19 protein-coding genes and 2 pseudogenes are annotated in these 24463 nt (G+C 33.9%); 8 read left to right on the top strand and 13 right to left on the bottom strand.

Annotated elements, in window-relative coordinates; all coding sequences use genetic code 11:
- Positions 1-37: 37 nt before the first annotated feature.
- Positions 38-1142, bottom strand: a protein-coding gene (prfB, locus tag OPR24_RS02835; RefSeq protein ID WP_265033846.1) for a peptide chain release factor 2 whose coding sequence is annotated in 2 segments (ribosomal slippage) — positions 38-1066 and positions 1068-1142 — 1104 coding nt in all. Because the reading frame shifts where the segments join, the coding sequence is not laid out codon by codon here.
- Positions 1143-1296: 154 nt separating this feature from the next.
- Between prfB and mgtE the strand changes: the two genes are divergently transcribed.
- A complete protein-coding gene (mgtE, locus tag OPR24_RS02830) occupies positions 1297-2667 on the top strand; it encodes a magnesium transporter (protein WP_265033844.1) in 1371 nt (456 codons plus the stop codon).
- 27 nt (positions 2668-2694) lie between these two features.
- On the opposite strand, the gene OPR24_RS02825 is transcribed toward mgtE, so the two are convergent.
- Complete coding sequence (locus OPR24_RS02825) at positions 2695-4155, bottom strand: TrkH family potassium uptake protein (RefSeq protein ID WP_265033843.1); 1461 nt, start codon at positions 4153-4155, stop codon at positions 2695-2697.
- 274 nt (positions 4156-4429) lie between these two features.
- Between OPR24_RS02825 and OPR24_RS02820 the strand changes: the two genes are divergently transcribed.
- From OPR24_RS02820 to OPR24_RS02800, 5 genes and pseudogenes are all read left to right on the top strand, one after another.
- Positions 4430-4747 (top strand): hypothetical protein, encoded by a 318-nt coding sequence (locus tag OPR24_RS02820; RefSeq protein WP_265033842.1) that lies wholly within the window; start codon positions 4430-4432, stop codon positions 4745-4747.
- Between the two features lie 44 nt (positions 4748-4791).
- A pseudogene (locus OPR24_RS02815) lies at positions 4792-5803 on the top strand (IS630 family transposase).
- A 59-nt stretch (positions 5804-5862) separates the two neighbouring features.
- On the top strand, positions 5863-6183 hold the full coding sequence (locus OPR24_RS02810) for a hypothetical protein (protein WP_265033840.1): 321 nt from the start codon (positions 5863-5865) through the stop codon (positions 6181-6183).
- Positions 6184-6907: 724 nt separating this feature from the next.
- Positions 6908-7919: pseudogene (locus OPR24_RS02805) on the top strand (IS630 family transposase).
- A 232-nt stretch (positions 7920-8151) separates the two neighbouring features.
- Positions 8152-9042, top strand: coding sequence for a hypothetical protein (locus tag OPR24_RS02800; protein WP_265033838.1), 891 nt, complete (start codon positions 8152-8154; stop codon positions 9040-9042).
- A 340-nt stretch (positions 9043-9382) separates the two neighbouring features.
- Here OPR24_RS02800 and OPR24_RS02795 read toward each other — a convergent pair whose 3' ends face one another.
- The 6 genes from OPR24_RS02795 to OPR24_RS02770 all read right to left on the bottom strand — a co-directional run bounded on the left by OPR24_RS02795 (position 9383) and on the right by OPR24_RS02770 (position 18390).
- Positions 9383-12499 carry a YhdP family protein gene (locus tag OPR24_RS02795; RefSeq protein WP_265033836.1) on the bottom strand — a complete coding sequence of 1039 codons (3117 nt, stop codon included), beginning with the start codon at positions 12497-12499 and terminating at the stop codon, positions 9383-9385.
- Positions 12492-12929: a ribonuclease HI gene (rnhA, locus tag OPR24_RS02790; protein ID WP_253309066.1), complete on the bottom strand. Its 438-nt coding sequence runs from the start codon at positions 12927-12929 to the stop codon at positions 12492-12494. Before rnhA ends, OPR24_RS02795 begins: the two co-directional genes overlap by 8 nt.
- 177 nt (positions 12930-13106) lie before the next feature.
- On the bottom strand, positions 13107-13994 hold the full coding sequence (locus OPR24_RS02785; protein ID WP_265033833.1) for a heme o synthase: 888 nt from the start codon (positions 13992-13994) through the stop codon (positions 13107-13109).
- Position 13995: 1 nt separating this feature from the next.
- The gene (gene ctaD / locus OPR24_RS02780) at positions 13996-15546 is read right to left on the bottom strand and encodes a cytochrome c oxidase subunit I (protein WP_265033831.1); all 1551 of its coding nucleotides are present in this window, start codon (positions 15544-15546) and stop codon (positions 13996-13998) included.
- A gap of 15 nt (positions 15547-15561) precedes the next feature.
- Complete coding sequence (gene coxB, locus OPR24_RS02775; protein WP_265033829.1) at positions 15562-16326, bottom strand: cytochrome c oxidase subunit II; 765 nt, start codon at positions 16324-16326, stop codon at positions 15562-15564.
- A 543-nt stretch (positions 16327-16869) separates the two neighbouring features.
- The gene (locus tag OPR24_RS02770) at positions 16870-18390 is read right to left on the bottom strand and encodes an HlyD family type I secretion periplasmic adaptor subunit (protein WP_265033828.1); all 1521 of its coding nucleotides are present in this window, start codon (positions 18388-18390) and stop codon (positions 16870-16872) included.
- 266 nt (positions 18391-18656) lie between these two features.
- Here OPR24_RS02770 and fabG point away from each other — a divergent pair, with 266 nt between their 5' ends.
- Together fabG and OPR24_RS02760 are read left to right on the top strand one after the other, a co-directional pair.
- Positions 18657-19391, top strand: coding sequence for a 3-oxoacyl-[acyl-carrier-protein] reductase (gene fabG / locus OPR24_RS02765; protein ID WP_253309071.1), 735 nt, complete (start codon positions 18657-18659; stop codon positions 19389-19391).
- A gap of 95 nt (positions 19392-19486) precedes the next feature.
- Positions 19487-19822, top strand: coding sequence for a TrbC/VirB2 family protein (locus OPR24_RS02760; protein ID WP_265033827.1), 336 nt, complete (start codon positions 19487-19489; stop codon positions 19820-19822).
- A gap of 28 nt (positions 19823-19850) precedes the next feature.
- On the opposite strand, the gene OPR24_RS02755 is transcribed toward OPR24_RS02760, so the two are convergent.
- The 5 genes from OPR24_RS02755 to atpH all read right to left on the bottom strand — a co-directional run bounded on the left by OPR24_RS02755 (position 19851) and on the right by atpH (position 24455).
- A complete protein-coding gene (locus OPR24_RS02755) occupies positions 19851-21131 on the bottom strand; it encodes a M48 family metalloprotease (protein WP_265033826.1) in 1281 nt (426 codons plus the stop codon).
- A 76-nt stretch (positions 21132-21207) separates the two neighbouring features.
- On the bottom strand, positions 21208-21846 hold the full coding sequence (gene ribB / locus OPR24_RS02750; RefSeq protein WP_265033823.1) for a 3,4-dihydroxy-2-butanone-4-phosphate synthase: 639 nt from the start codon (positions 21844-21846) through the stop codon (positions 21208-21210).
- A 6-nt stretch (positions 21847-21852) separates the two neighbouring features.
- Entirely contained in the window at positions 21853-22347 is a 495-nt protein-coding gene (gene greA / locus OPR24_RS02745) for a transcription elongation factor GreA (protein ID WP_007549342.1), read from the bottom strand.
- 9 nt (positions 22348-22356) lie between these two features.
- Entirely contained in the window at positions 22357-23898 is a 1542-nt protein-coding gene (gene atpA / locus OPR24_RS02740; RefSeq protein WP_265033822.1) for a F0F1 ATP synthase subunit alpha, read from the bottom strand.
- A complete protein-coding gene (atpH, locus tag OPR24_RS02735; RefSeq protein WP_265033820.1) occupies positions 23895-24455 on the bottom strand; it encodes an ATP synthase F1 subunit delta in 561 nt (186 codons plus the stop codon). The genes atpA and atpH overlap by 4 nt, the downstream gene beginning before the upstream one ends.
- Positions 24456-24463 lie beyond the last annotated feature (8 nt).

Here is a 24463-nt window from a genome sequence, read left to right as displayed (position 1 = left end):
ATATATTATGGCAAGAAAGTCAACTCCACATAAATTCTTAATTTTGCTTAGTAAGCACACTAACTATGAAACAGTCTATATTACCATCGAAAACAGAATTTATATTACCCACTTCATGTCCAGTTCTTAAATCCTTCGCCATTTGATACGGATGCATAACGTACGATCTGATCTGATTACCCCAGCCTATATCGCATTTTTTACCATATTCTTCAGCCATCTTTTGTTCTTTCTTTTCCAGTTCAATTTGGTATAAACGTCCTTTAAGTAATTTTAACGCCTCATCTTTATTTCTGTGTTGAGAACGACCATTTTGGCATTGAACTACAACACCAGTTGGAATATGCGTAATGCGTACCGCACTTTCAGTCTTGTTCACGTGCTGACCGCCTGCTCCGGAAGCACGGTAGGTGTCGATCTTTAGATCCTTTTCATCCACAGCAATATCAATTGAATCTTCGATCACTGGAGTTACTCCTACACTTGCAAAACTGGTATGACGTTTACCATTTGCATCAAACGGCGATATTCTAACCAGCCTGTGAATTCCACTTTCACTTTTTGCCCACCCGTAAGCTTTTTCTCCAACGATTTTTATCATTGCAGACTTTATACCAACCGACTCTCCTTCTAATTTTTCTACAACTTCAACTTTGAAGTTGTGATAAATTTCTGCCCATCTTGTATACATGCGCATCAGCATTTCAGCCCAATCATTGCTCTCTGTTCCACCAGCTCCTGAGTGGATTTCTAAAAAGCAGTTATTGTTATCTGCTTCACCAGTAAATAAGGATTCTGTCTCTTTAAGTTTGATTAATTTCTCTAGCTTAGCTAATTCACTTTCAACTTCAGAGAAAAATTCTTCATCATTCTCATCAATAGCAGACTTCATTAAGCTAATGGCATCGTTGTAATCGCTTTCCAGCTTTAAAAATAACTCTACGTCATTCTTAATTTTAGAACGTTCTTTTAAAATTTCTTGTGCCTTTTGATTGTCTTGCCACAGATTATCATTCGACGCTTGGTAGTCCAGCTCTTCAAGACGCAACTTTAATTTTTCTATGTCAAAGACACCTCCTGATAAGAGAAATACTTTTATTTAAGCCTTGAAAGTATTCGAAAATTTCTGAATAAGTTTTCATTATACTTTAGATTTTAATATATTTACTATTACTAACAATAACAGCAAACAAAATAGAAATTTAACCATATGATAGTTAATTCAAAATAATTTCATTATACTTTAATGTTTAAGGAAATCAAGTGTGTATATTTATTAAAAAACAAGGTAAAGTAATGAATATTAAAATAAGTTCTCATTATGGTTTAGACAAAAAGGCTATTGATGACTTAATAGAGTCACTTGATAACGAGGAGCTAGAAAATGTTCGTAATATTGTAAAAACGATAGATAGCGTTCAGTTAGCTTATTTTTTATCTACTTCAATCAGTGATCACAGGGAGAAATTAGTTAATATCCTCGATCAACATTTGTTAAGTGATGCCCTAGTGCATGTAGTGCCAGATTTACAAAGAGAGATCATAGAAACATTGGGAATAGAAAATACAGCAAAGTTACTAATGCTCCTTGATGTAGAAGATATAGTAACCATAGTGAAAGATTTGGATAGAAAGTCTATAGAAAACATACTTAACTACTTACCCAATGCAACTCAAAAATTAGTAGAGGAATTGTTATCATACCCAGAAGAAAGTGCAGGAAGGTTGATACATAAAAATATAGTTATAGCTCCATATTATTGGACGATAAATCAGCTAATGGAATTCTTGCACAACTATAAAAAAATACCAGAAAGATTTCACCAGATATTCATTATCAACTCAAAATTAGAGCCTATAGGCAGTGTTAATTTAAATAAGGTAATATCTCACTCAGGAGACACAATAATAAAAGAGATAATGGATCATGACATAAAAATCATTAAAACTGGAGTAGACCAAGAGGAAGTAGCAAGAATATTTAAAGATTACTCTCTATTATCGGCTCCGGTAGTAAATAAGAATGGTAAAATTATTGGTGTGATCTTAATTGAAGATGTGATAAAAGTTGTTCAACAAGAAACAGAAGAGGATGTACTCAAAATAAGCGGTGTATCTTCTAAAGCCGATATAAATGCCCCTATACATAAAACTATAATTAAAAGGCTACCTTGGTTACTGTTTAACCTCTTAGCTGCAACAATGTGTTCCATAGTAGTTGGCTTTTTCGATGATGTAATAAAAAGTTCTATAGTACTGCCAATAATCATGCCGATAATTGCATCAATGAGCGGAAATGCAGGATCCCAAACAGTAACGCTAACCATCCGGGCAATCGCAACAAAATATCTAACTGAGCAAAATGCAAAAAGAGTACTGATGAAAGAATTTTTAATAGGTCTTATAAACGGGGTAATTTTATCTACCATTTCACTCGTAGTATTAGCAATAAGATTTCACAATTTCAAAGTGGAGATGATTTTTGTGGTCTCCATGATTATGATGTCAATTATTGCAACGTTCATCGGAACTTTCATTCCTATAATGCTTCACCGTTTAAAGTCTGACCCTGCAGTTTCTTCTTCAATCCTAACATCGGCAACAACTGATATTCTCTCAGCTCTTATATTTCTTGGTTTAGCTACGATCTTTTTATTAAACAGTTGACAATATCAAGTTTCACAACTTTACCAACTATTTCTTTCTATTAAATAAGAATAAATTACCTATACAAAAATAGATTGGCAATATTTCAAGTCTACCAAGCAGCATCAAAAACGACAAAAATAATTTTACTTCATTACTGAAAGAAGAATAGTTACCTGAAGGGCCTATTAAATTACTAAATCCCGGGCCAGAATTTGTAAGCGTTGCAGAGACTGAGCTGATGCTAGTTATAAAGTCTGCATTGCTTAAGTAAGACATCACTATTGATGAAATGGTAAACGTTAACATGAAAATTGCAAAAAATATAAAGACAGAGTGAACTTCATCATTCTCCAGGGTTTTTCCATTGAATTTTACTCTATTGTCTGCATTAAGGTTTAATAAAAGGCGAAAGTGATTTTCTATAGACCTTAGAAAAATGATCAAACGAAAGATTTTAATGCCACCACTTGAAGAACCACTACATCCACCAACAAAGGTTAGAAAAAAAGCTAAGACTGAAATGAAGCTCCAATCTATATGATCACAGATTGCATAACCAGTTGACGTAATCAAGGAGTTGATGGTAAATGTGCTGCATCTAAATGATAATGACACTCCTAAATCAACATTTTTATACAACCAAAAACAAGCAAATAAAGATGAAACAATAGCTATCTTAACAAAGTAAGAGACCTGTTCATCATAGCAAATGTCTAACCGTCTTATAATTTTTAAATAGCTAAGAAAAGGCAGAGAACCCAAAATCATAAAAATGATCGTTATGACTTCTAACATAGGGTTATTATAGTGCCCTATAGAATCATTATAGTTAGCAAATCCACCAGTTGATACAGCGGACATTCCGTGACATATTGCATCAAACAGTGGCATACCAGCTAGATAATAGGAAAATACGCATAATAAAATTAGGCTATAATATATTGCTGTAACATGAATCACTACGCTTCGCGTATTCGGCAACTTCCTTTTGGTGGCATCTGAATATTCAGAGTAAAGTAAATTATTTAGGCTGAGAATCTTAAGCATAGGAAAAACTGCAATTCCTAAAGTGATTACGCCAAAACCACCTATGCCATGTAGCATTGTCCTCCACAGCAGTATTCCTGGAGATTGTTTTTCAATATCATCAAATATAGTTGCCCCTGTGGTTGTAAAGCCAGATATCGCTTCAAATAATGCATCAACATAGCTCAGATTATCAAAATAGAAAGGAATAGCTGCAAACAAAGACAAGGCAATCCAGGTGCAGCTAGTAATCGCAAAAATTGCCGGCATGCCATGTAATCTACTTAATTTACCGAACAAAATAAAAGTTACGCCAGATGTGCAGGTAATTATGAATCCAGCGAGAAAATTTTTCCATTCGTAGCTGAGACATTTATTAGTAATAGCAGGAATAAGCATTGCTAAGCTAAATAACAATAGGAATATTCCCACAATAAATACAATTGAACGTAAAGTTTGTAAACGTTGATGATTTTTCATAGAGTTATTTCCTCGCTATACAAAACCATAAAAGCTACTCTAACGTCAAGCACTTTGTTGGCCTTTATTAACAGTTGTTAACAATATACTTGACTTACTTGTAAATATGTGTAACAATTAAACTTGTTATGGAAAATAGAGGTAAAATATGATTGGATTAACTAATACGTAACAACAAATTCAAACTTCATTAATTACAGCAATCAGCAATAACAACCTTAAAACGGTCCAGGACATATTTAACAATGATGAATATGATGATATACAAGCAGCTTTGAGACACAAGGGGGCTCCGACTAGTGACAAAGATATCATTTTATATTTTGCTATTACTCGCCTTAACGCTGTAGTTGAAGATCAAGAAAAATTTGAAAAAAGCGTAAGGATCATTGAACTAATTTGGCAGAAAACTAATCGAAAAATTCGTGGTTCTGTGTGTGGTCATGCAATAGAGAGTTTTCAAAACTTTCAAAGAGAAACTGGCCTTAGTGACATACCTGCTCTTAAAACAGTTATTCAAGAAATGGAAGAGCACAGGAGAGTAATGGATCTTATACCAATTCCCACTATACAAAGAACGGATAGACAATAATGGGAAAAAAGCCATACTAAAGTAAGTGAAGTAGCGAGGTATAAATGGCATTAAGATCAAAATTATTGGATGAAAAAGTAGTAGAATCAGCAAAAGAAATGCTGAAGAAAGTAAGGAACAATGCATATGTTTCAAAAAAACTAAATGCTGTAATTGCGGCAAAAAAGCATAGTATAACGGCTGTAGCAAAAATATATTGAATTTCAAGAAGCGCACTAACTTCGTGGATAAAACTCTTGAAATTTGGCAGAGAAGAAAAACTGTTTGCTCCTCCATCACGCCGTAGAAAAACTAAATTAAATCAGGCTCAACTACAGCAAATTGAAGCATGTATAGAAGAAAATCCTAATATTACCATTAAAGAAATGAGAATAAGAATCCAGGAAAAGTTCGGATTAAATATCAGCAAATCTACAGTACACCGCCATATGCAAAAGATGAAATTTTCATATATTACACCAAGACCAGTACACAACGTACAAGATAAAAGTAAACAAGAGGAATTCAAAAAAAAATCTCAATGAAGTTATTGGCAAGTATCCAGAAAAAGAGCTATTTTTCTTTGATGAATCAAGGTTTGGCACACATTCGAAAGTTGGGCATGGATGGTTTAAAAAAGGCACTAGGACTCGGGTTAAAATAAAATTAGGTAGGCATAATTTTTATCTCTACAGTGCAGTTAATCCTAAAAATGGAGAGAGTTTTAGCTTATTTGCACTAAATGTTAACACTGATTGCATGAATGTATTTCTTGAGCAAATGTCGCAATATCTAGGGACAAGAGAAGCTGTTCTTGTTATGGACTGTGCTAGTTGGCATAAGTCAAAAAATTTAAAGGTAGCTAAAAATATTGAGATTATATACCTACCTCCATATTCACCTGAACTCAATCCTGTTGAGAGGCTTTGGTTATACATAAAACAGAACATTTTGCGCAATAAAATATATGATACAATTGCTCTGCTTTAGGGTGCTTTGTGCAAATTTATTACTTCTCTTGCCAGCTCCACAATTAAACAACTCTGCAATTTCTCCTATTTGACTGATCAACAATGAGAATTGGTATTACATAAAATATGGAATAATTAAACTTAAGTTTTTATGGAGGTAGCTATATGTCAGGTTTAACAGAGGAACAACGGGTATTATATAATCAATTACAGAATGCAATTGGGGATTTTGTCGAGGGTTTTGCCAAAGGTTTTAATGATAAAATGAAAGAGAAACATGAGATAGAAACTAAACAAGTAACTAATAAAGCAATAGGAATTGGTATCACTTGTAGTGTTATAGCTGCATTGGCAGTCGGTATTGGATGTGGTGTTGCCGGTGTTCAATTATCAGTATTAGCTATAGCTGTAGCTGCTGCGCTGGCAGTTGGACTTGTTGCTGGTGGTATTACAAGAGATACTTTAACACTTTCTCTTAAGTACTAATCTGGAGGTTCGACAAGTTGCTGTTTAAAAGGTTGGGAAGTAGTTTTATTAGTATTGAAAATTACATAATATACATTATGGAAAATAAAATCACATAATATAGCAAACTATAGCTAACCCAAGAAAGGTTTTCCTACGTCATACCGCCGCGGTATTTCTCAGCCGCTAACAAGTAGCGCTATATTATTATCTTGGTAAAAATCATAATAATTCGTTAACTTGTATTTTAAATCTGTATATCAAGTGTACTTTTCTCATAAAGCGCCAATTGTGAAGCTAATGAATTTTATTTGTTTAAAATTTTGCTTAAATAGCTCTTTTTATACTATGTTTATATAGCTAAACTGACTTAGATTTACCGACAATTTGAAAAACGACAAATTCGTCATTCCGCTACTAGTTAGCGGAATCTATGCCGAGATACCGCGAATGAATCGCGGTATGACGATTAGTGGCGGTATGACGAGCTTATCGTCATACCGCTGTTTGGTAGTGAGGTATCAAAATGGAAAAATACACCAACGCATGGTTTCATAAGAAGACTGACCCAAATCATCACGATTGTGCAAATGATGGCACTTGCGGGCAATCTATACAAAATTGCAAAATTGGTAATACCGACATTTCTTTTTTTGATAGTAATACCAATTCCCACTATACAAAGAACGGATAGACAATAATGGGAAAAAAGCCATACTAAAGTAAGTGAAGTAGCGAGGTATAAATGGCATTAAGATCAAAATTATTGGATGAAAAAGTAGTAGAATCAGCAAAAGAAATGCTGAAGAAAGTAAGGAACAATGCATATGTTTCAAAAAAACTAAATGCTGTAATTGCGGCAAAAAAGCATAGTATAACGGCTGTAGCAAAAATATATTGAATTTCAAGAAGCGCACTAACTTCGTGGATAAAACTCTTGAAATTTGGCAGAGAAGAAAAACTGTTTGCTCCTCCATCACGCCGTAGAAAAACTAAATTAAATCAGGCTCAACTACAGCAAATTGAAGCATGTATAGAAGAAAATCCTAATATTACCATTAAAGAAATGAGAATAAGAATCCAGGAAAAGTTCGGATTAAATATCAGCAAATCTACAGTACACCGCCATATGCAAAAGATGAAATTTTCATATATTACACCAAGACCAGTACACAACGTACAAGATAAAAGTAAACAAGAGGAATTCAAAAAAAAATCTCAATGAAGTTATTGGCAAGTATCCAGAAAAAGAGCTATTTTTCTTTGATGAATCAAGGTTTGGCACACATTCGAAAGTTGGGCATGGATGGTTTAAAAAAGGCACTAGGACTCGGGTTAAAATAAAATTAGGTAGGCATAATTTTTATCTCTACAGTGCAGTTAATCCTAAAAATGGAGAGAGTTTTAGCTTATTTGCACTAAATGTTAACACTGATTGCATGAATGTATTTCTTGAGCAAATGTCGCAATATCTAGGGACAAGAGAAGCTGTTCTTGTTATGGACTGTGCTAGTTGGCATAAGTCAAAAAATTTAAAGGTAGCTAAAAATATTGAGATTATATACCTACCTCCATATTCACCTGAACTCAATCCTGTTGAGAGGCTTTGGTTATACATAAAACAGAACATTTTGCGCAATAAAATATACGATACAATTGCTCTGCTTTAGGGTGCTTTGTGCAAATTTATTACTTCTCTTGCCAGCTCCACAATTAAACAACTCTGCAATTTCTCCTATTTGACTGACCAACAATGAGAATTGGTATTACATTATAACGGTTCACATTTTTAATAATAGAAGCGATTATACAAAGTATAATGATCTTCTCGGCTTAGATGAAGATGGTGGTCCAGTATATATTACACGAGGAGTAACAGATTGTCAGAATATTCTGACATATAAGCAAAGTGCCATGGATTTTGTTCTAGGTCATGAGCTAGGCCACATATTTCAATTGCGTTTTTCACCATCGGCAACAGTCAAAGCTTTGAGTACTCAGGATACTGAATTCATAGCAAATGTTGTTGGACGAGAAGTAGAAGAAAAAAATTATAAAGCTATTTGCAAGCAGATGGGTGTAGATGAATATGAAGACCGTGGATGGATGTTTCAATTTAAATATAAAGGTACACTTTATAAATATCACAAGAACCTTTCAGAAGAAGAAAAATTTAAAGCTATACAAAATGTCAAGAATATTCATGAACTAGTAGATGAATATAAAGACCATGGATCGATGTTTAGTTTTAAATACAAAGGTACAACTGGTAGTATATACCGCAAGAATCTTTCAGAAGAAGAAAAATTTCAAATTATACAACGTGTCAAGAATTCTGGACTAGACGAATATGAAGATCGTGGATGGATGTTTAGTTTTAAATACGAAGGTACAACTTATAGAGCAGAACACAAAGGTTATCTTTTGGTAGAAGAAGAAAAACTTCGATTGATTCAAGATATAAAGAACTCTCATGAATCGCTCGTTAGTGAACGTTATAGATTAAATGAAGGGCAATTAAGTCAGAATGCAACTGTAGTAATTTCTATTGATGAAAATAAGGAGATAAGTCAAATGTATTTTCATAATCCAGACAAGAATATGTCCGAATGGTTAGATAAGACACTTATAAGCAGAAGTAAACCTGAAGTGGATGTGGATGAAATAGAGCAACCCAGTAATTTCTTATCCAATATTTTTCAGCAATTAAATCCGTTATTGATTCTATCTCATCATTCTTTTCATGGTTATTTGGGTCTAAAGAGGAAGAACAATCTGATAACAACCTTTCTTTGCTTAACTTATCAGAAGAACAATCCGATGACAATCTTTCTTTGCTTAAACCTGATGTTTATCACGATGCTGACGAAAACTACGTAGGCAATTACTCACTATGTAATCATGATTATCACCAACATGATGACCTAATATAGTAAAATAAAGAACTTTTATCCCCTACCCTTCTAGTTGTATTTATAACTTTGCAGATATGGGAGGCGATAAATGGCACTTAAACAACTAGATAAAAAACTAGGTGGATCATTCCGAAATTCTTGCATTTTTTGTCTATAATTTTGTAAAGAAATAACTTTTACTTTATCATAATCAAGTTTCCAGAAAGAGAGTGGTATTGCTTAAATAATTAGATAAAAAACCAGGTGGATCATTCTGAAATTCTTGCATTTTTGTCCATAATTTTGTTAAACAACTTCCCTTTTGGTCATGTCGAACCAAATTTCTTTTTCACACCACCTTTTAAGCCACCGATGACAGCTTCGTTAGTTTTTGTCATAATGCGATCAAACACTCCCAATAACCTCTTTAATAGGTTTGGAGTTAGCGAAGAGATAAGATCAACAGATACGTTATTGTTTTTGTCATCACCACTTGCTTTATAGTCTATTGAAACGATTCCCCTACTTTTCCCGCCAGTAAGAAGTTTCCCAATTATAGGAATTTTTAACAAAGATTTATTAATTGAATATGCTGGTATTACCTGTCCTTTAACTTGGAATTCATAATTTCTAATGTCGAGCTTACCGCTAGTGCTAATGCCTAATTCCGCCCCTTCAAGCCAAGATTCTTCAATTTCGACAGAGCCATCTTTGTATGAGAAAGGTACATTACATTTATAAAAGTATACACCTTCATCCTTTATAGCATTTACAATACCAGGAAGCGAAGACATCGATAATAAAGTAGTGAGTAGTGGAGCATCTTTAATATAAAAATTACTAATAGATAACATGCCATAATGTTCTTCATTTTCTCTTTGAGGAGATAGATAAAGAGAAAGTTTACCATTTTTGACTGATTTACTAATGCCTAAGGAACGCGAAAGTATACCTGCATTATCCGCATATATTTCGAGCCCTATTCCACTGTATTCCGCTAGTATGTTGCTGCTATCTTCTAGAAACTGTCCTGTAAATTGACTTCCATTGCAATTACCTTTAGTACAGGTTACATTCAGCTTAGCATTTTTGATAACGACGCCTTCTTTCATAATTACATTGTCAACATTCATACTAATTTCTATATCTTTGTTTAATCCATTATTGTTTTTGCCAAGCAAGCCTAAAATATCACTCAAATTGATTTTCTCACCATAAATAGTTATGGCATTTTTTTCCTTACCTGATTCAATTTCTATACTAAAATCATTATCAGGCAATTTAAAACTACTAGAATTTAAATATAAATTTCCATTTCCTACTCTTCCGCTGAATTTTATATCTAGGTCATTTCCTATAACATCTAATTTGTCTATTAACAATTCATCGGCACCTTTTAATTTTACAGAGAACAAAACTTTATTGTGATCTTCAAAACGATTTTTCCACCCAAAATAACTTGAACGTGATTCAAGCTCTGATAAATCCATATTACCATTAACATGTCCCGTCTTATCTTGATTTATCACCGATTCTATATTTGTATTGACATAGCCACCTATATTTTTATCAAAATCAAGTATTTGAGCGGGTAAATCTCCGGTCAAATTCCAGGCAAAACTTTCATTCCTATTGCTACTTTTCAGGTCAAATAATAGCTGTGTGTTATTCACCATACCACTACCATTTAAATCTATAAAGTTACTGCCAAAACTAAGCTTAATGTCATATTTACCAAGACTTGCATTATAGACGGCCAAATTGTCAATTTCAGAATGAAAATTTGCTGAGAAGTCTACTTTTTTGTCATCAGCATTTAGATTAAAAATGCGAAAATTAAATACAGATTTTGCCATTCCACTTACTTTATCCCTTTCAACCTTCACCACATCATCCAGCTTAAATCTTATAGGCTCATATAAACCATACGCATCACTTACAGCTTGGCCATTAATGGTTAGAACTGAATTTTCCTTATTGAGAGATTTCATTTCAATATCACCACCATTAATAGTGAAATTCTGAAACTTAGCGCTATTTACAGTAATCTCAAGATCGTTATTCTTGATGATCAAATCACCCTTTAGTTCCTTTACTTGCTCAAAATCTTCATCAAATTTTACGCTACCATTTTCTATATCAGCAACAATTACAATGTCTGGCAGATCGTCATCAACCAAATTGTTAATTTTGCCATTGAAACTTACAATGGTATTTAAAACATCCCCATTAATATTATCACAATACCAGCTTCTAAATTTACTATTCACTACACCATCTGGTACATAAGTACATAAATCCTTTGCAGCAAACTTGCTAATATTAATTCTAAGCAAAGCATGACTTGCACTAAAGTTCATCTTACCTATTAAAGAGAGATACGTGTCATTTAACTTAAAATGGAAGTTTTTTACACTAATAATTCCATCACTATATGTTAAATTTATATTTATATTAGTTAAGGCCAAATTTTTGTTCAAATAGTTTTCTGTATTCAATACGTATATATTTCCATCTACAATTTCATCCTTTTTATTAATTTTCACTGAGAAGCTTCCTTTGAATCCTATATTTTTGTCCAAATTGTAGCTTTTAACTAATGTAGAAAACTCGCTCAATAGTCCCAATTTTAGATTATAAAATGTCCCGTATACATTTAGCAAATTGTTGCGATTTTTTATTGTAATTGATAAATCATCCAAAAATCCCTTTCCATCTTTTGTATTCACATGAATATCTAAAACATTAAAATCTTCCCCCTTCCCTATATATAATTTATCAATAAAAAATTCATCTTCTGTGCTTTTATCAATAGCGATGTTAGTAAATTCAATTTTTGAATCCGCATTTAAGTCAAAAAAAAATTCCCTTATTGTTTTTAATAGATTTTTTGCACTGCTTTCTGTCATCTTGAAATTCTTCCCTGTCATTCCAGCACTCGTCCTTGTCATCCAAGTAGCTTGACTACTTGTTTCTTTTTTTCTAGATTCCAGCGTCACACGCTGGAATGACACCGAAGGAAGGCGGTTACTATTTAAATAATGATTATCCAAAAGGTCTAATGAGTTTTGCGGATTAACATTAGTTTCTTCTCTCTTGATACATACATGCACATTATCAGCTGAAACCTGAGAGAGATTTGTGCTAGCTTTAAATAAGGAACTTAACTTAAAATGTACAAAAAGCTCAGGAACTTTTATAGTAAAATTAGGGTTTGCTATTGCCAAATCTGTAATGACTAAATACGGATCTTTGCCATCTTTCTGCCAAACAACTGAGGTATTCTCCATATTAACGCTTGAGCCAACAAATACTTTTGATATTTTATGTTTAACATAAAAATTAATATAATTAATATTGATTTCTAAAGGCTTTAAAAAAATAAAGAAGCACAATATGAACAATAAAGCTACGGAAAATAATATAGTAATTTTTTTAAGCATCGATTATTGCTTTTCTTGCTAAAATATCAGCCTCCTCATTATATTTATTGCCACTGTGTGCTTTAACCCACTTCCAATCAATTTCGTGTTGTGAAGCAACGTTGTCTAGCTCTTTCCACAATTCCATATTTTTTACTGATTTTTTATTACTTGTTTTCCAGCCATTCATTTTCCACTTATTTATCCACTCTGTTATGCCATGCTTAATATAAAGACTATCCGTATATAAATTAATATTACAAGAAAATTTCAATACTTTTAGCCCATTGATCACCGCTGTTAACTCCATTTTATTGTTTGTGGTATTTTCTTCTCTACCATAAATGTCTTTTCTATAATCTTGAAATAATATGATAGCTGCCCATCCTCCCGCTCCAGGATTACCAGAACACGCCCCATCCGTGTATATTGTCACTTCCTTTTTGCTCATCTTTAACTGTAATGAATTAACTAAAGTATATAGTTGCTTTTATGAAAGCACAATTTCTAAAGGTAGTTTAAGCTGCACCTTTAAATTTTATTATAGAAACAAAAAAAAGTGTGACAACGAGCATTACCAAAAGGAAAAGTAAAAAATAGTTTTTATGCTTCTGCCGTTCTTTCATAACTAAAATAAATCAATAGAACAAAAAATAATACTGGCGAATAGGGAAAATAGATAAGAAATTGAATAAGAAAACATTTGTTTCTGTGAGTTGTGGTTCTTGAATCTGAGAATTGATATAGCGTACCAAATAAAGATGCAACCTGCAAAAATTGCCATGCTTAGATAAAGTAAAGCCTTTTTCAAAAATAGAGCTGGAAGCAAGCTGGTTAATACCAGCAACACACTATAAATTAATATATATTTTCTTGTTTTTTCCGGACCATAAACAATATTGAACATAGGAATCGATGCTCTTGCATAGTCTTCAGACTTATTTAAAGATAGGGCCCAAAAGTGTGGTGGAGTCCACATAAAAATTACTAAAAATAAAATGAAACTTTCCCAGCTGACAGAATTAGTCACAGCTGCCCAGCCAATCATTGGAGGAAAAGCACCTGCTGCACCACCGATAACGATATTCTGTGGAGTACGCCTTTTTAGCCAAATTGTATATACGAAAACGTAAAATAATATGCTAACTGCAAGCAAAGCAGCAGAAATATAGTTTACTGCTATTGCCATGATAAATACTGACAATATTCCAAGAGTTATACCAAATTCAAGCGCACTTTCTGCAAGAATTCTTCCTGAGGGTATAGGGCGGTTTTTTGTCCTTTCCATGAGCAGATCTATGTCTCTGTCATACCACATATTTATAGCACCTGAAGATCCTGAGCCAAGAGCAACACATATAAGAGATATTAGTGCTAGAAAAGGGTGCATACTACCTGGTGCAGTAACCATACCAGCAACTGCAGTAAATACCACAAGATACATTATCCTTGGCTTCAGCAAACGCCAAAAATCCAGTATTGTTGATTCAACATTTAGCAAAACACTTGTGTACATTCTATTTTACCACTGGTGGCTTTTCGAAAGTATGAAAAGGTGGTGGTGAAGATACCGTCCATTCCAAGGTGTCACCTTCCCAAGGATTATCTCCAGCTTTTTTGCCCCATTTAAAGAGATATATAACTATAAACACAAAAAACATAACTGAAACAAAGGACATATATGAGCCAATTGAGGATATATAATTCCAAGGGATAAACGCATCAGGATAATCAGGTATACGCCTTGGCATACCAGCTAATCCTAAGAAATGTTGAGGTAAAAAAGTGATATTGGTACTAATAAAAGTAAGCCAAAAGTGGATTTGACCTAAGCGCTCATTATATTGTTTACCCGACATTTTACCAATCCAATAATAAAAGCCAGCAAAAGCTCCAAATAATGCAGCAAGTGACATGATATAATGGAAGTGAGCAACAACATAGTAGGTATCATGCAGAAGCTTATCTATTCCACCATGAGAAAGAATTATTCCCGTTATGCCACCGCCAACAAACATGAAAATAAAACCTAGTGCAAATAGCATAGGGGTCTTAAACTCAATTGCTCCACCCCACATAGTTGCAATCCAGCTAAAGACTTTTACACCAGTTATAACACCGATAAAAATTGTGGTAGTGCTAAAAAATGCAGCAGCGTCAGCACTAAGCCCAACAGTGAACATATGATGAGCCCACACCATAAAGCCAAATACTGCTATACCTATCATAGCATAAACCATCCCTATGTAACCAAATACAGGTCTGTGAGAAAAAGTTGATACAACCTGACTTATGATGCCAAATGCAGGAAAAATAATTACGTAAACTTCTGGATGACCAAAAAACCAAAATAGATGTTGAAATAACACAGGATCTCCGCCACCGGCAGGATCAAAAAAGGAAGTACCAACATTGCGATCAGTAAGAAGCATAGTTATAGCACCGGCAAGCACTGGTAAGGCAACAATCAACATAAATGCTGTTAGCAAGACAGACCAAACAAACAGTGGCATCTTAGTTAATGACATTCCTTTTGTGCGCATGTTAAATATAGTAACTATAAAGTTGATCGCCCCAACAATTGACGACATACCAGCAACATGAAGTGCAAGTATAGCAATGTCAACTCCTGCACTTGGATGGGACATTACCTGTGATAAAGGTGGATATAAAGTCCAACCTGTACCTGGACCTTCACCAATAAACACTGAGAGAATGAGCAAAATAAAAGATGACACTAATAACCAAAAACTTAAATTATTCATACGAGGAAATGCCATATCTGGTGCACCAATCATGAGAGGTACAAACCAGTTACCAAATCCTCCCATGAGGGCTGGCATTATCATAAAAAACACCATTATCAACGCATGCCCTGTAACCATTACGTTATATAATTGATAATTATTGTTAAGTATATTAATGTGCATTAGCTGAGTGCGAATGATCACCGATAATAATCCACCAATAATTCCAGCTAATATGGAAAAAATAATGTACAGTGTCCCTATGTCTTTATGATTAGTGGAAAACAACCAACGCTTTATGCCCTTTGGTATGTCACTCATATCTATACTCCAAATTTAACTCACTAATTTTCTATTTTCAATCCACTTATTAAAATCTTTTTTGCTTACTGCTTCAACAACAATTGGCATAAATCCATGGCCTTGACCACACAATTCGTAGCACTGCCCGTAATAAACACCAGACTTTTTGATATTAAACCACGCCTCATTCAGCCTACCTGGTACCGCATCAATTTTTACACCGAAAGCCGGTACTCCCCAGCTGTGTATCACATCTCCTGCTGTAACTTGTAAACGAACGTTAGTATTAATGGGTAAAACGATGTTGTTATCAACAGAGAATAGCTTTAAATCTCCTTCGATAAAGTCTTCTTTTCCCTTAATATAACTATTAAATGACACACCTTGATATTCTGGATATTGGTAACTCCAATACCATTGATGGCCAATAACTTTTAGTGTTATATCAGCTTTCGGTATTTCTTCCTGTAGCTTCAGTAATTTAGCGTTTTCAAAGGCTAATATACCAACAATAATCGTTGGTATAACAAACCAAACAATTTCTAAAAGGACATTGTGGTTAGTTTGGCTTACGTTTGCCACTTTGCTTTTACGAAAGCGAAATACTACATAAGCAAGCAGCGCCCACACAAAAAGCATTATTGCAACCATCACAACCATTACAAACGAATGTGACCTAACTACAGCCTCCATTACTTCAGTTGCAGGAGCAGGAAATCCAAATTGCCAGTAAGTAGGAGCAGAGGCAACAGATATATTTGAGTAAAATATTATCAATAGTGCAAATAACTTCACCATATCTTTTGTTTGTTTGCTATAAAACTAAATGATATACTGTATAATAGTATATATAAACTTACTATGCAAATAGAGATTAGTGATGGTTAATAATTTTTTAGCATTCAACAAGTATAATAGTACAATACTAATTTGAGTAAAAAAGCATTTACATAAATCTATTGTAAGTAAAAATATTATAATATTTTAAATTAAGTATTTACTTTAAGTAAATTCTATAATAAGTTTAATAGTGTCTGTTACTGCTAATAACCCTCTAGACTCACACCTAAAAGTAGTAACAGACACTATTAAACTTTATGACAAGTTTATAATCTGTAAGATCAAAATCTTACAAGTTTCTTTATTTTATTATACATTGCAGTTTGTTAATTAACTTTTAATGCCTATGGTAGCATTTACAGCTTGGACCAAAGGTTTACGCATTATAGAAAATAATTATAAAAAAACACACTATATTTGTATACCATACAAACTTTTTTCATTATGCATAGCTGAGTTACTAGATTCTGTAAACGAAATCTTTAGAGAAGCCAAATAGAGCTACCTTTCTATAAAAGACCTATCGACTGTTGCAATTATAGGTGTAAACAAAAATGATAAAAGAGTACGGGATTGAGTAACTATGTACACTTCTGCTGGCATACCAGGGTATAGGTATACATTTTTAAATTGAGCAAGCTCTGACTTCGGTATCACTACGCGCACTGAATAATAACGCCCTAGTCTTGGATCATCAAGAGCATCAGGAGAAATATGGCTTACTATACCACTAATTAAACTTAAACGGCGTGCACTGTAAGCACTCAGCCGGACTTTAACCTTTAGCCCTTCTAGCCCATCAATAGAGACTATGTTGCTATCTTTCTTTTGTGCTGACAGTACCTCTTCTATGTTTCTGGTCTGAATTTTAGCATCTATTATTAGGTCATCATCCGATGGCACTACGCTCATGATTGGAACTCCAGATTGTATAACACCACCTTCAGTATGGTATCTTATATCTGTGACTATCCCATCTTGAGGGGATTTAATTATTGTACGTGCTAATGAATCTTCAGCAACAATCAGCCTCTCTTTCAAGTCTGCAATAGACGTACTAACTTCCTTAAGTTCAGCGTTTGCTCTTTCTTGAGAATCATTTCTCACGTTTATAATTTCTAATTCGTTCTCTCCAATTTTTTGCTGCACTTGAGATATTGAAGAACGGTAATGTCCAACTCTGCCTTCAATTTCAGCAAACTGTTTTTCTAAAGCTAAAATGTGTGGTTTGCTTATATGGCCACTATCAAGTAATTGTCTTTTTGTTTCCAACTCCTCAGTTATCAAGTCATATTGCTTATGAGCTGCATTTAGTTGAAAGTTTAGCCCAGCTAATTCATCATTTAACTGCTTTATACGTTGTTGCAGTATGTCTGTTTTTCCCAATATGCTCTTTCTCTGAGAGTTGAACAACTTTACTTGATTCTTTATCGCTTTATTTACAAGTTCATCGTGAGATAATTTTTTAACCTCATCAGGAAACTCGAGCGTGTCTAAATCTCCTCTGATTGCAATAAGCCTTGCTTCTGTTGCTAAAAATGATAAGAGCTTCTCTTTGATAATACTTAAATTCGCCTTCTCGTTAACATCACTCAACAAAACTAGAGGCTCATCTTTTTTAACTGCTTGGCTCTCTTTGACTAAAATTTTGCTTATTATTCCTCCGCCCAAGTGTTGAACTATTTTCCTATTTGAAGATACAATAACTTCTCCACTTGCATGCACCGCACCGTCAATTGGAGCTATAGCCGACCAAATACCACCTATCCCAAAAAAGATGAGTATTACTACCAGACCAAAAAATAGTGGTCCCCATGTTACTCTCAGAACTTCATTTACGTTATTACTTTCGCGTTTTAAAATAAAATTTATCACTGCATCAATCAATGCAAACGTCTTATCCAAAAATTTTGGGTACTTCTTCTTTTTATTTTTTGCTCCTTGCATATTTATATTATCACTATGGCCAATCAGGCCTGTCAAAGAAAATCCAGTGCTAAGCTTTTTCAACTTACTTATCATAATACTACTGTGAATTTGTGTTAACTCAAGATAACACACAAAAACAAAGAATCTATAATTTAGGCATTCCATTTAGACTGCAGAGCACCAGAATAAACTATTTAGTAACAATTCCTGCATCAACTATGTTTTTAAAATTTTTTGACGTTTAACTTTATTATAACTTTTCCTTTATTTTGTGAATATCTGAGTTACTTATATTATGTAAGAAATCTATTGCCAACCAGTCAATATTCTGTTAGGAATTAAGATAATATAAAGTTATTATGTTTAGATTGGAAAGCAGAAAGTTCCTGATCACTGGCGCATCAGGCGGAATAGGGCAAGCAATTGTAAAAATTATGCACAAAGCCGGAGCAACTTTATGTATTTCTGGCACAAAAAAAGAAGTGCTCGAAGAAGTTGCTAAACAATATGAAAAAAATATGCACATACTCCCTTGTGACTTATCAAATGCTGAGGAAGTAAATCAACTAGTAAATAGAGCAAGTGAGTTGATGGAAGGCTTTGACGGGCTTATATGCAATGCGGGCATTACGCGAGACAGTTTATTATTGAGAATGACAGATGAAGCATGGCAAAAAGTAATTGATATTAACTTGAGCTCTACATTTAAGCTGAGTAGAGAAGCATGTAAGAGACTAATTAAGAATAATTGGGGAAGAATTATAAATATTTCCTCAATAATAGGACTGACAGGAAACGCCGGGCAAGCAAATTATGCAGCGTCTAAAGCTGGAATAATAGCTATGAGCAAATCTATAGCAAAAGAAGTTGCAAGTCGTAATATAACAGTAAATTGTATTGCTCCTGGGTTTATAGATACTAAAATGACTGAAGTTTTAAATGAAGGACAAAAGGGAAAAATATTAGATAATATTCCAATGAAAAGAATGGGAACAGGGGAAGAAATAGCAGCAGGGGTCTTATTTTTAGCAAGTGATGAAGCAAAATATATAACAGGGCATGTGCTTAACATTAATGGTGGGTTATTTATGTAGCAACACTTATGTATGGACAAATTATAATTTTTACTTTAAAATAAAAATATGTGTAGGTTTGCGTTTGCGTTAATTTATTATTTAAAGGCAAGAAAATGAGCTCTATAATAAAAAGGTTTTTTAGTGTTTTTTGTGTAGTATTACTTTTCTCTTTCTCAGGTTATGCAGCTACCACTGATTCTGATATGGATGACACAACTAAAGTAATATGCAATATTATTGGTTACGTTTGGGGAATAGGCGGTCCACTTATGACGGTAGTAATAATTGGTGCAGCTTTGCTTGCAATATTTGGCAGGATGCCGTGGCCAGCCCTCTTTGCTCTAGGCATGTTCTGTGGTGTATTTTTTGGCGCTAAAACTATCATAACGAAAATTATGCCCAACGTAAGTGATGAAGCAAAAGCTATGTTGGAAAAGTGTGGAAAATAACCCATAAAAGTGCAGAAATGCTTTTTTGTTATCCATTAAATCGCTTCATATCTTCAACTTGCAACAAATAAGGACTATCTTTTGGTAGAGTTTTAACAGCTAGGTCAGCATATTTTGTAAATTCCTTTAAATCACCTTCAATACAAGCCTTTTTTGTCAAGGCAAAATAATGCATTGCCGTATCAGCTTCACATTTATATGCAATGCTTAAATATTTCCAGACAAAAGCGTTATTTGGTTCTACATTCAAAATCTGCTCCAGGTAAAAAATCGCCTTTTTTGCATCACCGTGTAATAATAAAGTATGAGATAATGCAAGTTTCACTAAATAACTGTTTTTCTCAGATAAATACCTAAGCGATTCCTCATACATTTTTATTGCTTCACTTAAATTTCCGGCCTTGTATAGCATTTCTGCTTTTAATTCATATAGGTATGGGTCATTGCGTGACTCTTGAACCAATGAATTAACTTTAGCAATAGCCTCTTCTATCTTTCCTTGCCTATAGCAAACTATAGCATTTACATACTCAGAATTATTTTCATATTTATTAGATAACACATGAATAGGAGCAAAGAAAGAGTCTAGCTTTGCAACCACACGCTCAAACTTTAGTAACTTATCCGCAAAAATTGGTTTTACGTTGTTTTTGACCTTATAATTTTGTACAGCAAATATGCGTTTCTCACTAAGTGGGTGAGTGCGGAAATATTCCTCGGTGTTCTCATGCTCAATACTTTTAAAATAATCAAAAATCTCTTTCATACCTGAATTATCATAGCCAGATTCATCAAGGTACCTTAAAGCATAGCTATCTGCTACACTTTCTTGCTCTTGAGAATAGTTAAAAAATAGCCTTGAACTGAGTGCTACACCACTAAGCAAAATTGCACCAGCAACCTGAGGGTTAATGATAATACTAGAAACTAATCCTACCATATAACTAATCATTGCTATCGATTGAAAATAACCCATAGCACTACTCATTTGCAATATATGACCAGCAGATATGTGAGCAATCTCATGTGCTAATATACCAAGCAGGACATAAGGTTTAGCCGAGTATTGTAAAAGTCCTAAATGAATGAAGATACTGTTGTTGTTAATTACAAAAGCATTAATCGAATTATCATTAATTATAAAAACTTTCATTCGGTCACTATCAATGTTTGCAGCGCAAAATAAAGGTTGCGCTAGCTCTTTCACTATTGCTTCCACTTCACTATCTCTAATAATGTTAATAGAGTAAGCATTATTATAATATGCAAAAAAGAACAATAAGGTCAAAAACTTAGCAATTCTAAACATGGAAATTCTGTGCTTATATAATTTATAGGAGTTCTATATTTTAACACTCAAATTATACAAATTTATAAACGCTAGTTTAATTTTTAACGTAACTGATAAGTTTGTCGATGGTAGTTAACTTAATTTTATGTTGTTCAGCAAATTTAAGTAACTGAGGTAAGCGCATCATAGAGCCATCATCATTTACTAATTCACAAATAACTGCTGAATGATCAAACCCTACTAACTTCGCCATTTCAACACTCGCTTCAGTATGACCAGCACGTTGTGCCACCCCACCTTTATGTGCAATTACAGGAAAAACATGACCTGGAGTTATGATGTCATCCTGAGTGCCATCCTTGTTGATAGCAGCATGTATAGTTTTCGTTCTATCCTCTGCTGAAACACCGGTTGTAATGCCATAACGTGCATCGATTGATGTAGTAAATGCGGTATGATTTTCACCAATATTTTTCTTTTCCATGAAATTAAGGCCCAACCTCTTCATGTGAAATTTAGTCATTGCTAAGCACACAACCCCTGTACCGTACCTAACCATAAAAGCCATATGTTCTGGTTTTACTTTTTCAGCTAAGACAACCAAATCACCTTCATTCTCTCTACTTTCATCATCAACTAAAATGAATAATTTACCGGAACGAGCATCCTCTAATACATCTTCCACAGAAGAAATACCTGGTAGACTCATTGAAGCATAAGTGGCCTGTACCATAATAATTTACTTAAATTCAATCTTAACTATTTTATACAATTTCTCTCCATTTGGCACTGTCACTTCCACATACTCACCGACTTTTTTGCCGATTAAGGCACTCCCGAGTGGTGAACTAGTAGATATTAACTGCTTTGAAACATCAGCTTCATATTCGCCTACAACCTTATAAACATATTCCACTTCACCGTTATTATCACTTAACATGCTTAATGTCACAGTTGCACCAAACATTACTGAATCACCAGACAAATTTTTTACTTCTATTACTTCCGCATGTGAGAGCTTACTTTCTATCTCCATTATACGGCCTTCAATAAAACCTAACCTTTCCCGTGCTGCATGATACTCTGCATTTTCAGACAAATCACCTTGATCACGAGCATCAGAAATAGCCTGTATCACAGAAGGTTTTTCTTCCTTTAATTTTTCAAGTTCGGCTTGCATATTCTCAAAACCTTCCCTCGTCATAGGAAATTTATTAATAATGGATGAAGCCATAATCACCACCTAAACGCAATTAAATTGAGTAACGAAATTACTCACAATGTTAAAAATATCACCTTTTATATCATCACTCATGTCACTTGACAACTTTTTTAAAACCCCAGGGTGTACAGTATGAAAATAATTAATAAGATCATGTTCAAATTTATTAATGTAACTTATTTGTATTTTACTTAACTGATTATATAGGTTAGAAAAAATATACATCAGCACTACTTGCTCTTCTATTGACATAGGTAAATGTTGTTTTTGCTTTAATAACTCGACAAGATATTTACCCTTATTCAAGGATAATTGAACACTAGCATCAAGATCAGAACCAAATTTTGCAAAATCTTCTAATTCTCTATACTGAGCTAAGCTTAGCTTTATAGAACTAGCAACTTTCTTCACAGACTTTAGTTGTGCAGCAGAACCAACCCGTGAAACTGACAAACCTATATTTACTGCAGGTCGAAATCCTTTATAAAATAATTCAGACTCAAGAAAGATCTGCCCATCGGTAATTGAAATAACATTTGTTGGCACATATGCAGATACATCACCAGCTTGAGTTTCGACAATCGGCAAAGCAGTTAAAGACCCCTGCCCTTTTTTATCAGACATTTTAGCAGCTCTTTCAAGCAAGCGAGAATGTACATAGAATATATCTCCAGGGTAAGCTTCACGACCAGGAGGACGTCTGAGCAATAAAGACATCTGCCTATATGCCACAGCATGCTTAGATAAATCATCATATATAATCAAACAATGCATTCCATTGTCACGGAAAAATTCCCCAATAGTGCAACCAGCATAAGGTGCTAAAAATTGCATAGGCGCGCAGTCAGATGCACTAGCCACAACTACAGTTGTATACTCTAATGCTCCGCTTTCTTTCAGCTTATTTACCACTTTTGCTACTGTTGAAATTTTTTGTCCAATAGCAACATAAACACAGTAAATTTTTTGATTTTCGTTTACCTCATCGTTAATCTTCTTCTGATTGATAATAGTATCAAGCGCAATAGTAGTTTTACCAATTTGTCTATCGCCAATAATTAATTCACGCTGCCCTCTACCTATTGGAATTAGCAAATCTATAATTTTAATTCCTGTTTGCAGTGGCTCATGCACAGACTTACGATCAATAATGCCTGGCGCTTTAGATTCTATATCCATTCTGTTTTTGGCTCTAATTTCCCCACCGTCGTCTATAGGATGGCCCAACGCATTTACAACTCTCCCTAACAATTCATGCCCTATAGGCACCTGCACAACATCACCACTACATTTTACAACGTCCCCTTCTTTCACATCACGGTCATTACCAAGCACAACTATTCCAGCCGTATCATGATCTAAATCAAGAACTATTCCTTCTACACCGCTTGCAAAAAATACCTTTTCACCGAATTTTGCTTTTTCCAGCCCATAAACCAATGCGATACCATCTGTTACTGAAATTACTTCACCTATATTTTCCCGCTTTATAGGATTATCAAACGTCTCAACTTTTTCCCTTATTACACTTGCTATCTCAGAAACATTCATACTGTTCTTCATACAAAATTCCTTACTTTTAATATTTCCATTTTACTTAAGTCAACTAACCTATCTAAGTAACTTTTTAGCGAAGCATCGATCAAATTAAAACCATACCTAACTATGAAGCCACCTAGTATAGAAGGGTCAACCACATTGCTTACTTTTATTATTTTACCAAGAAAGCTCAAAGATTCAGTAATTATTTTTATATCAGATTCCTTTAAAGCTTCTGCTGACTTTATAGTAATTTCGAATTCATTTTCATTTTCTTTTGCAAGGCTTAAGAATTTTTCTAATATAAGGATCAATAAACTAGAGCGTTTGTTTGCAAATATAACCATAATAAATTTTACTAAATTTTCACTCAAGTGCTCATTTATAGAAAGAATCACTTCTTTTTTGTGTGCAAAAGAAATCATAGGATGAGATAGGTACACAAAAACATCACGTTGATCCTTAAAAAAAGCCAATAAAAATTCTACTTCTTTCCTTATAATACCTAACCTGCTTCCTGAGACATGAAACAGCACTCTAGCGTAAGATGAAACTAAATTATTGTATTGGGTCTTTTTCATATTAAATC

Source organism: Wolbachia endosymbiont (group A) of Sicus ferrugineus (assembly GCF_947251515.1).
GTDB lineage: Bacteria > Pseudomonadota > Alphaproteobacteria > Rickettsiales > Anaplasmataceae > Wolbachia.
Note: the sequence above shows the minus strand (reverse complement) of the source record. Positions and strands in the feature narration are given on the sequence as shown.

Excerpts from the sequence above, each read along its gene's own strand:
- mgtE (WP_265033844.1), top strand. The coding sequence starts at position 1,297 with ATGAATATTAAAATAAGTTCTCATTATGGTTTAGACAAAAAGGCTATT.
- OPR24_RS02825 (WP_265033843.1), bottom strand. The coding sequence starts at position 4,155 with ATGAAAAATCATCAACGTTTACAAACTTTACGTTCAATTGTATTTATT.
- OPR24_RS02810 (WP_265033840.1), top strand. The coding sequence starts at position 5,863 with ATGTCAGGTTTAACAGAGGAACAACGGGTATTATATAATCAATTACAG.
- OPR24_RS02795 (WP_265033836.1), bottom strand. The coding sequence starts at position 12,499 with ATGCTTAAAAAAATTACTATATTATTTTCCGTAGCTTTATTGTTCATA.
- rnhA (WP_253309066.1), bottom strand. The coding sequence starts at position 12,929 with ATGAGCAAAAAGGAAGTGACAATATACACGGATGGGGCGTGTTCTGGT.
- OPR24_RS02785 (WP_265033833.1), bottom strand. The coding sequence starts at position 13,994 with ATGTACACAAGTGTTTTGCTAAATGTTGAATCAACAATACTGGATTTT.
- ctaD (WP_265033831.1), bottom strand. The coding sequence starts at position 15,546 with ATGAGTGACATACCAAAGGGCATAAAGCGTTGGTTGTTTTCCACTAAT.
- coxB (WP_265033829.1), bottom strand. The coding sequence starts at position 16,326 with ATGGTGAAGTTATTTGCACTATTGATAATATTTTACTCAAATATATCT.
- OPR24_RS02770 (WP_265033828.1), bottom strand. The coding sequence starts at position 18,390 with ATGATAAGTAAGTTGAAAAAGCTTAGCACTGGATTTTCTTTGACAGGC.
- fabG (WP_253309071.1), top strand. The coding sequence starts at position 18,657 with ATGTTTAGATTGGAAAGCAGAAAGTTCCTGATCACTGGCGCATCAGGC.
- OPR24_RS02760 (WP_265033827.1), top strand. The coding sequence starts at position 19,487 with ATGAGCTCTATAATAAAAAGGTTTTTTAGTGTTTTTTGTGTAGTATTA.
- OPR24_RS02755 (WP_265033826.1), bottom strand. The coding sequence starts at position 21,131 with ATGTTTAGAATTGCTAAGTTTTTGACCTTATTGTTCTTTTTTGCATAT.
- ribB (WP_265033823.1), bottom strand. The coding sequence starts at position 21,846 with ATGGTACAGGCCACTTATGCTTCAATGAGTCTACCAGGTATTTCTTCT.
- greA (WP_007549342.1), bottom strand. The coding sequence starts at position 22,347 with ATGGCTTCATCCATTATTAATAAATTTCCTATGACGAGGGAAGGTTTT.
- atpA (WP_265033822.1), bottom strand. The coding sequence starts at position 23,898 with ATGAAGAACAGTATGAATGTTTCTGAGATAGCAAGTGTAATAAGGGAA.
- atpH (WP_265033820.1), bottom strand. The coding sequence starts at position 24,455 with ATGAAAAAGACCCAATACAATAATTTAGTTTCATCTTACGCTAGAGTG.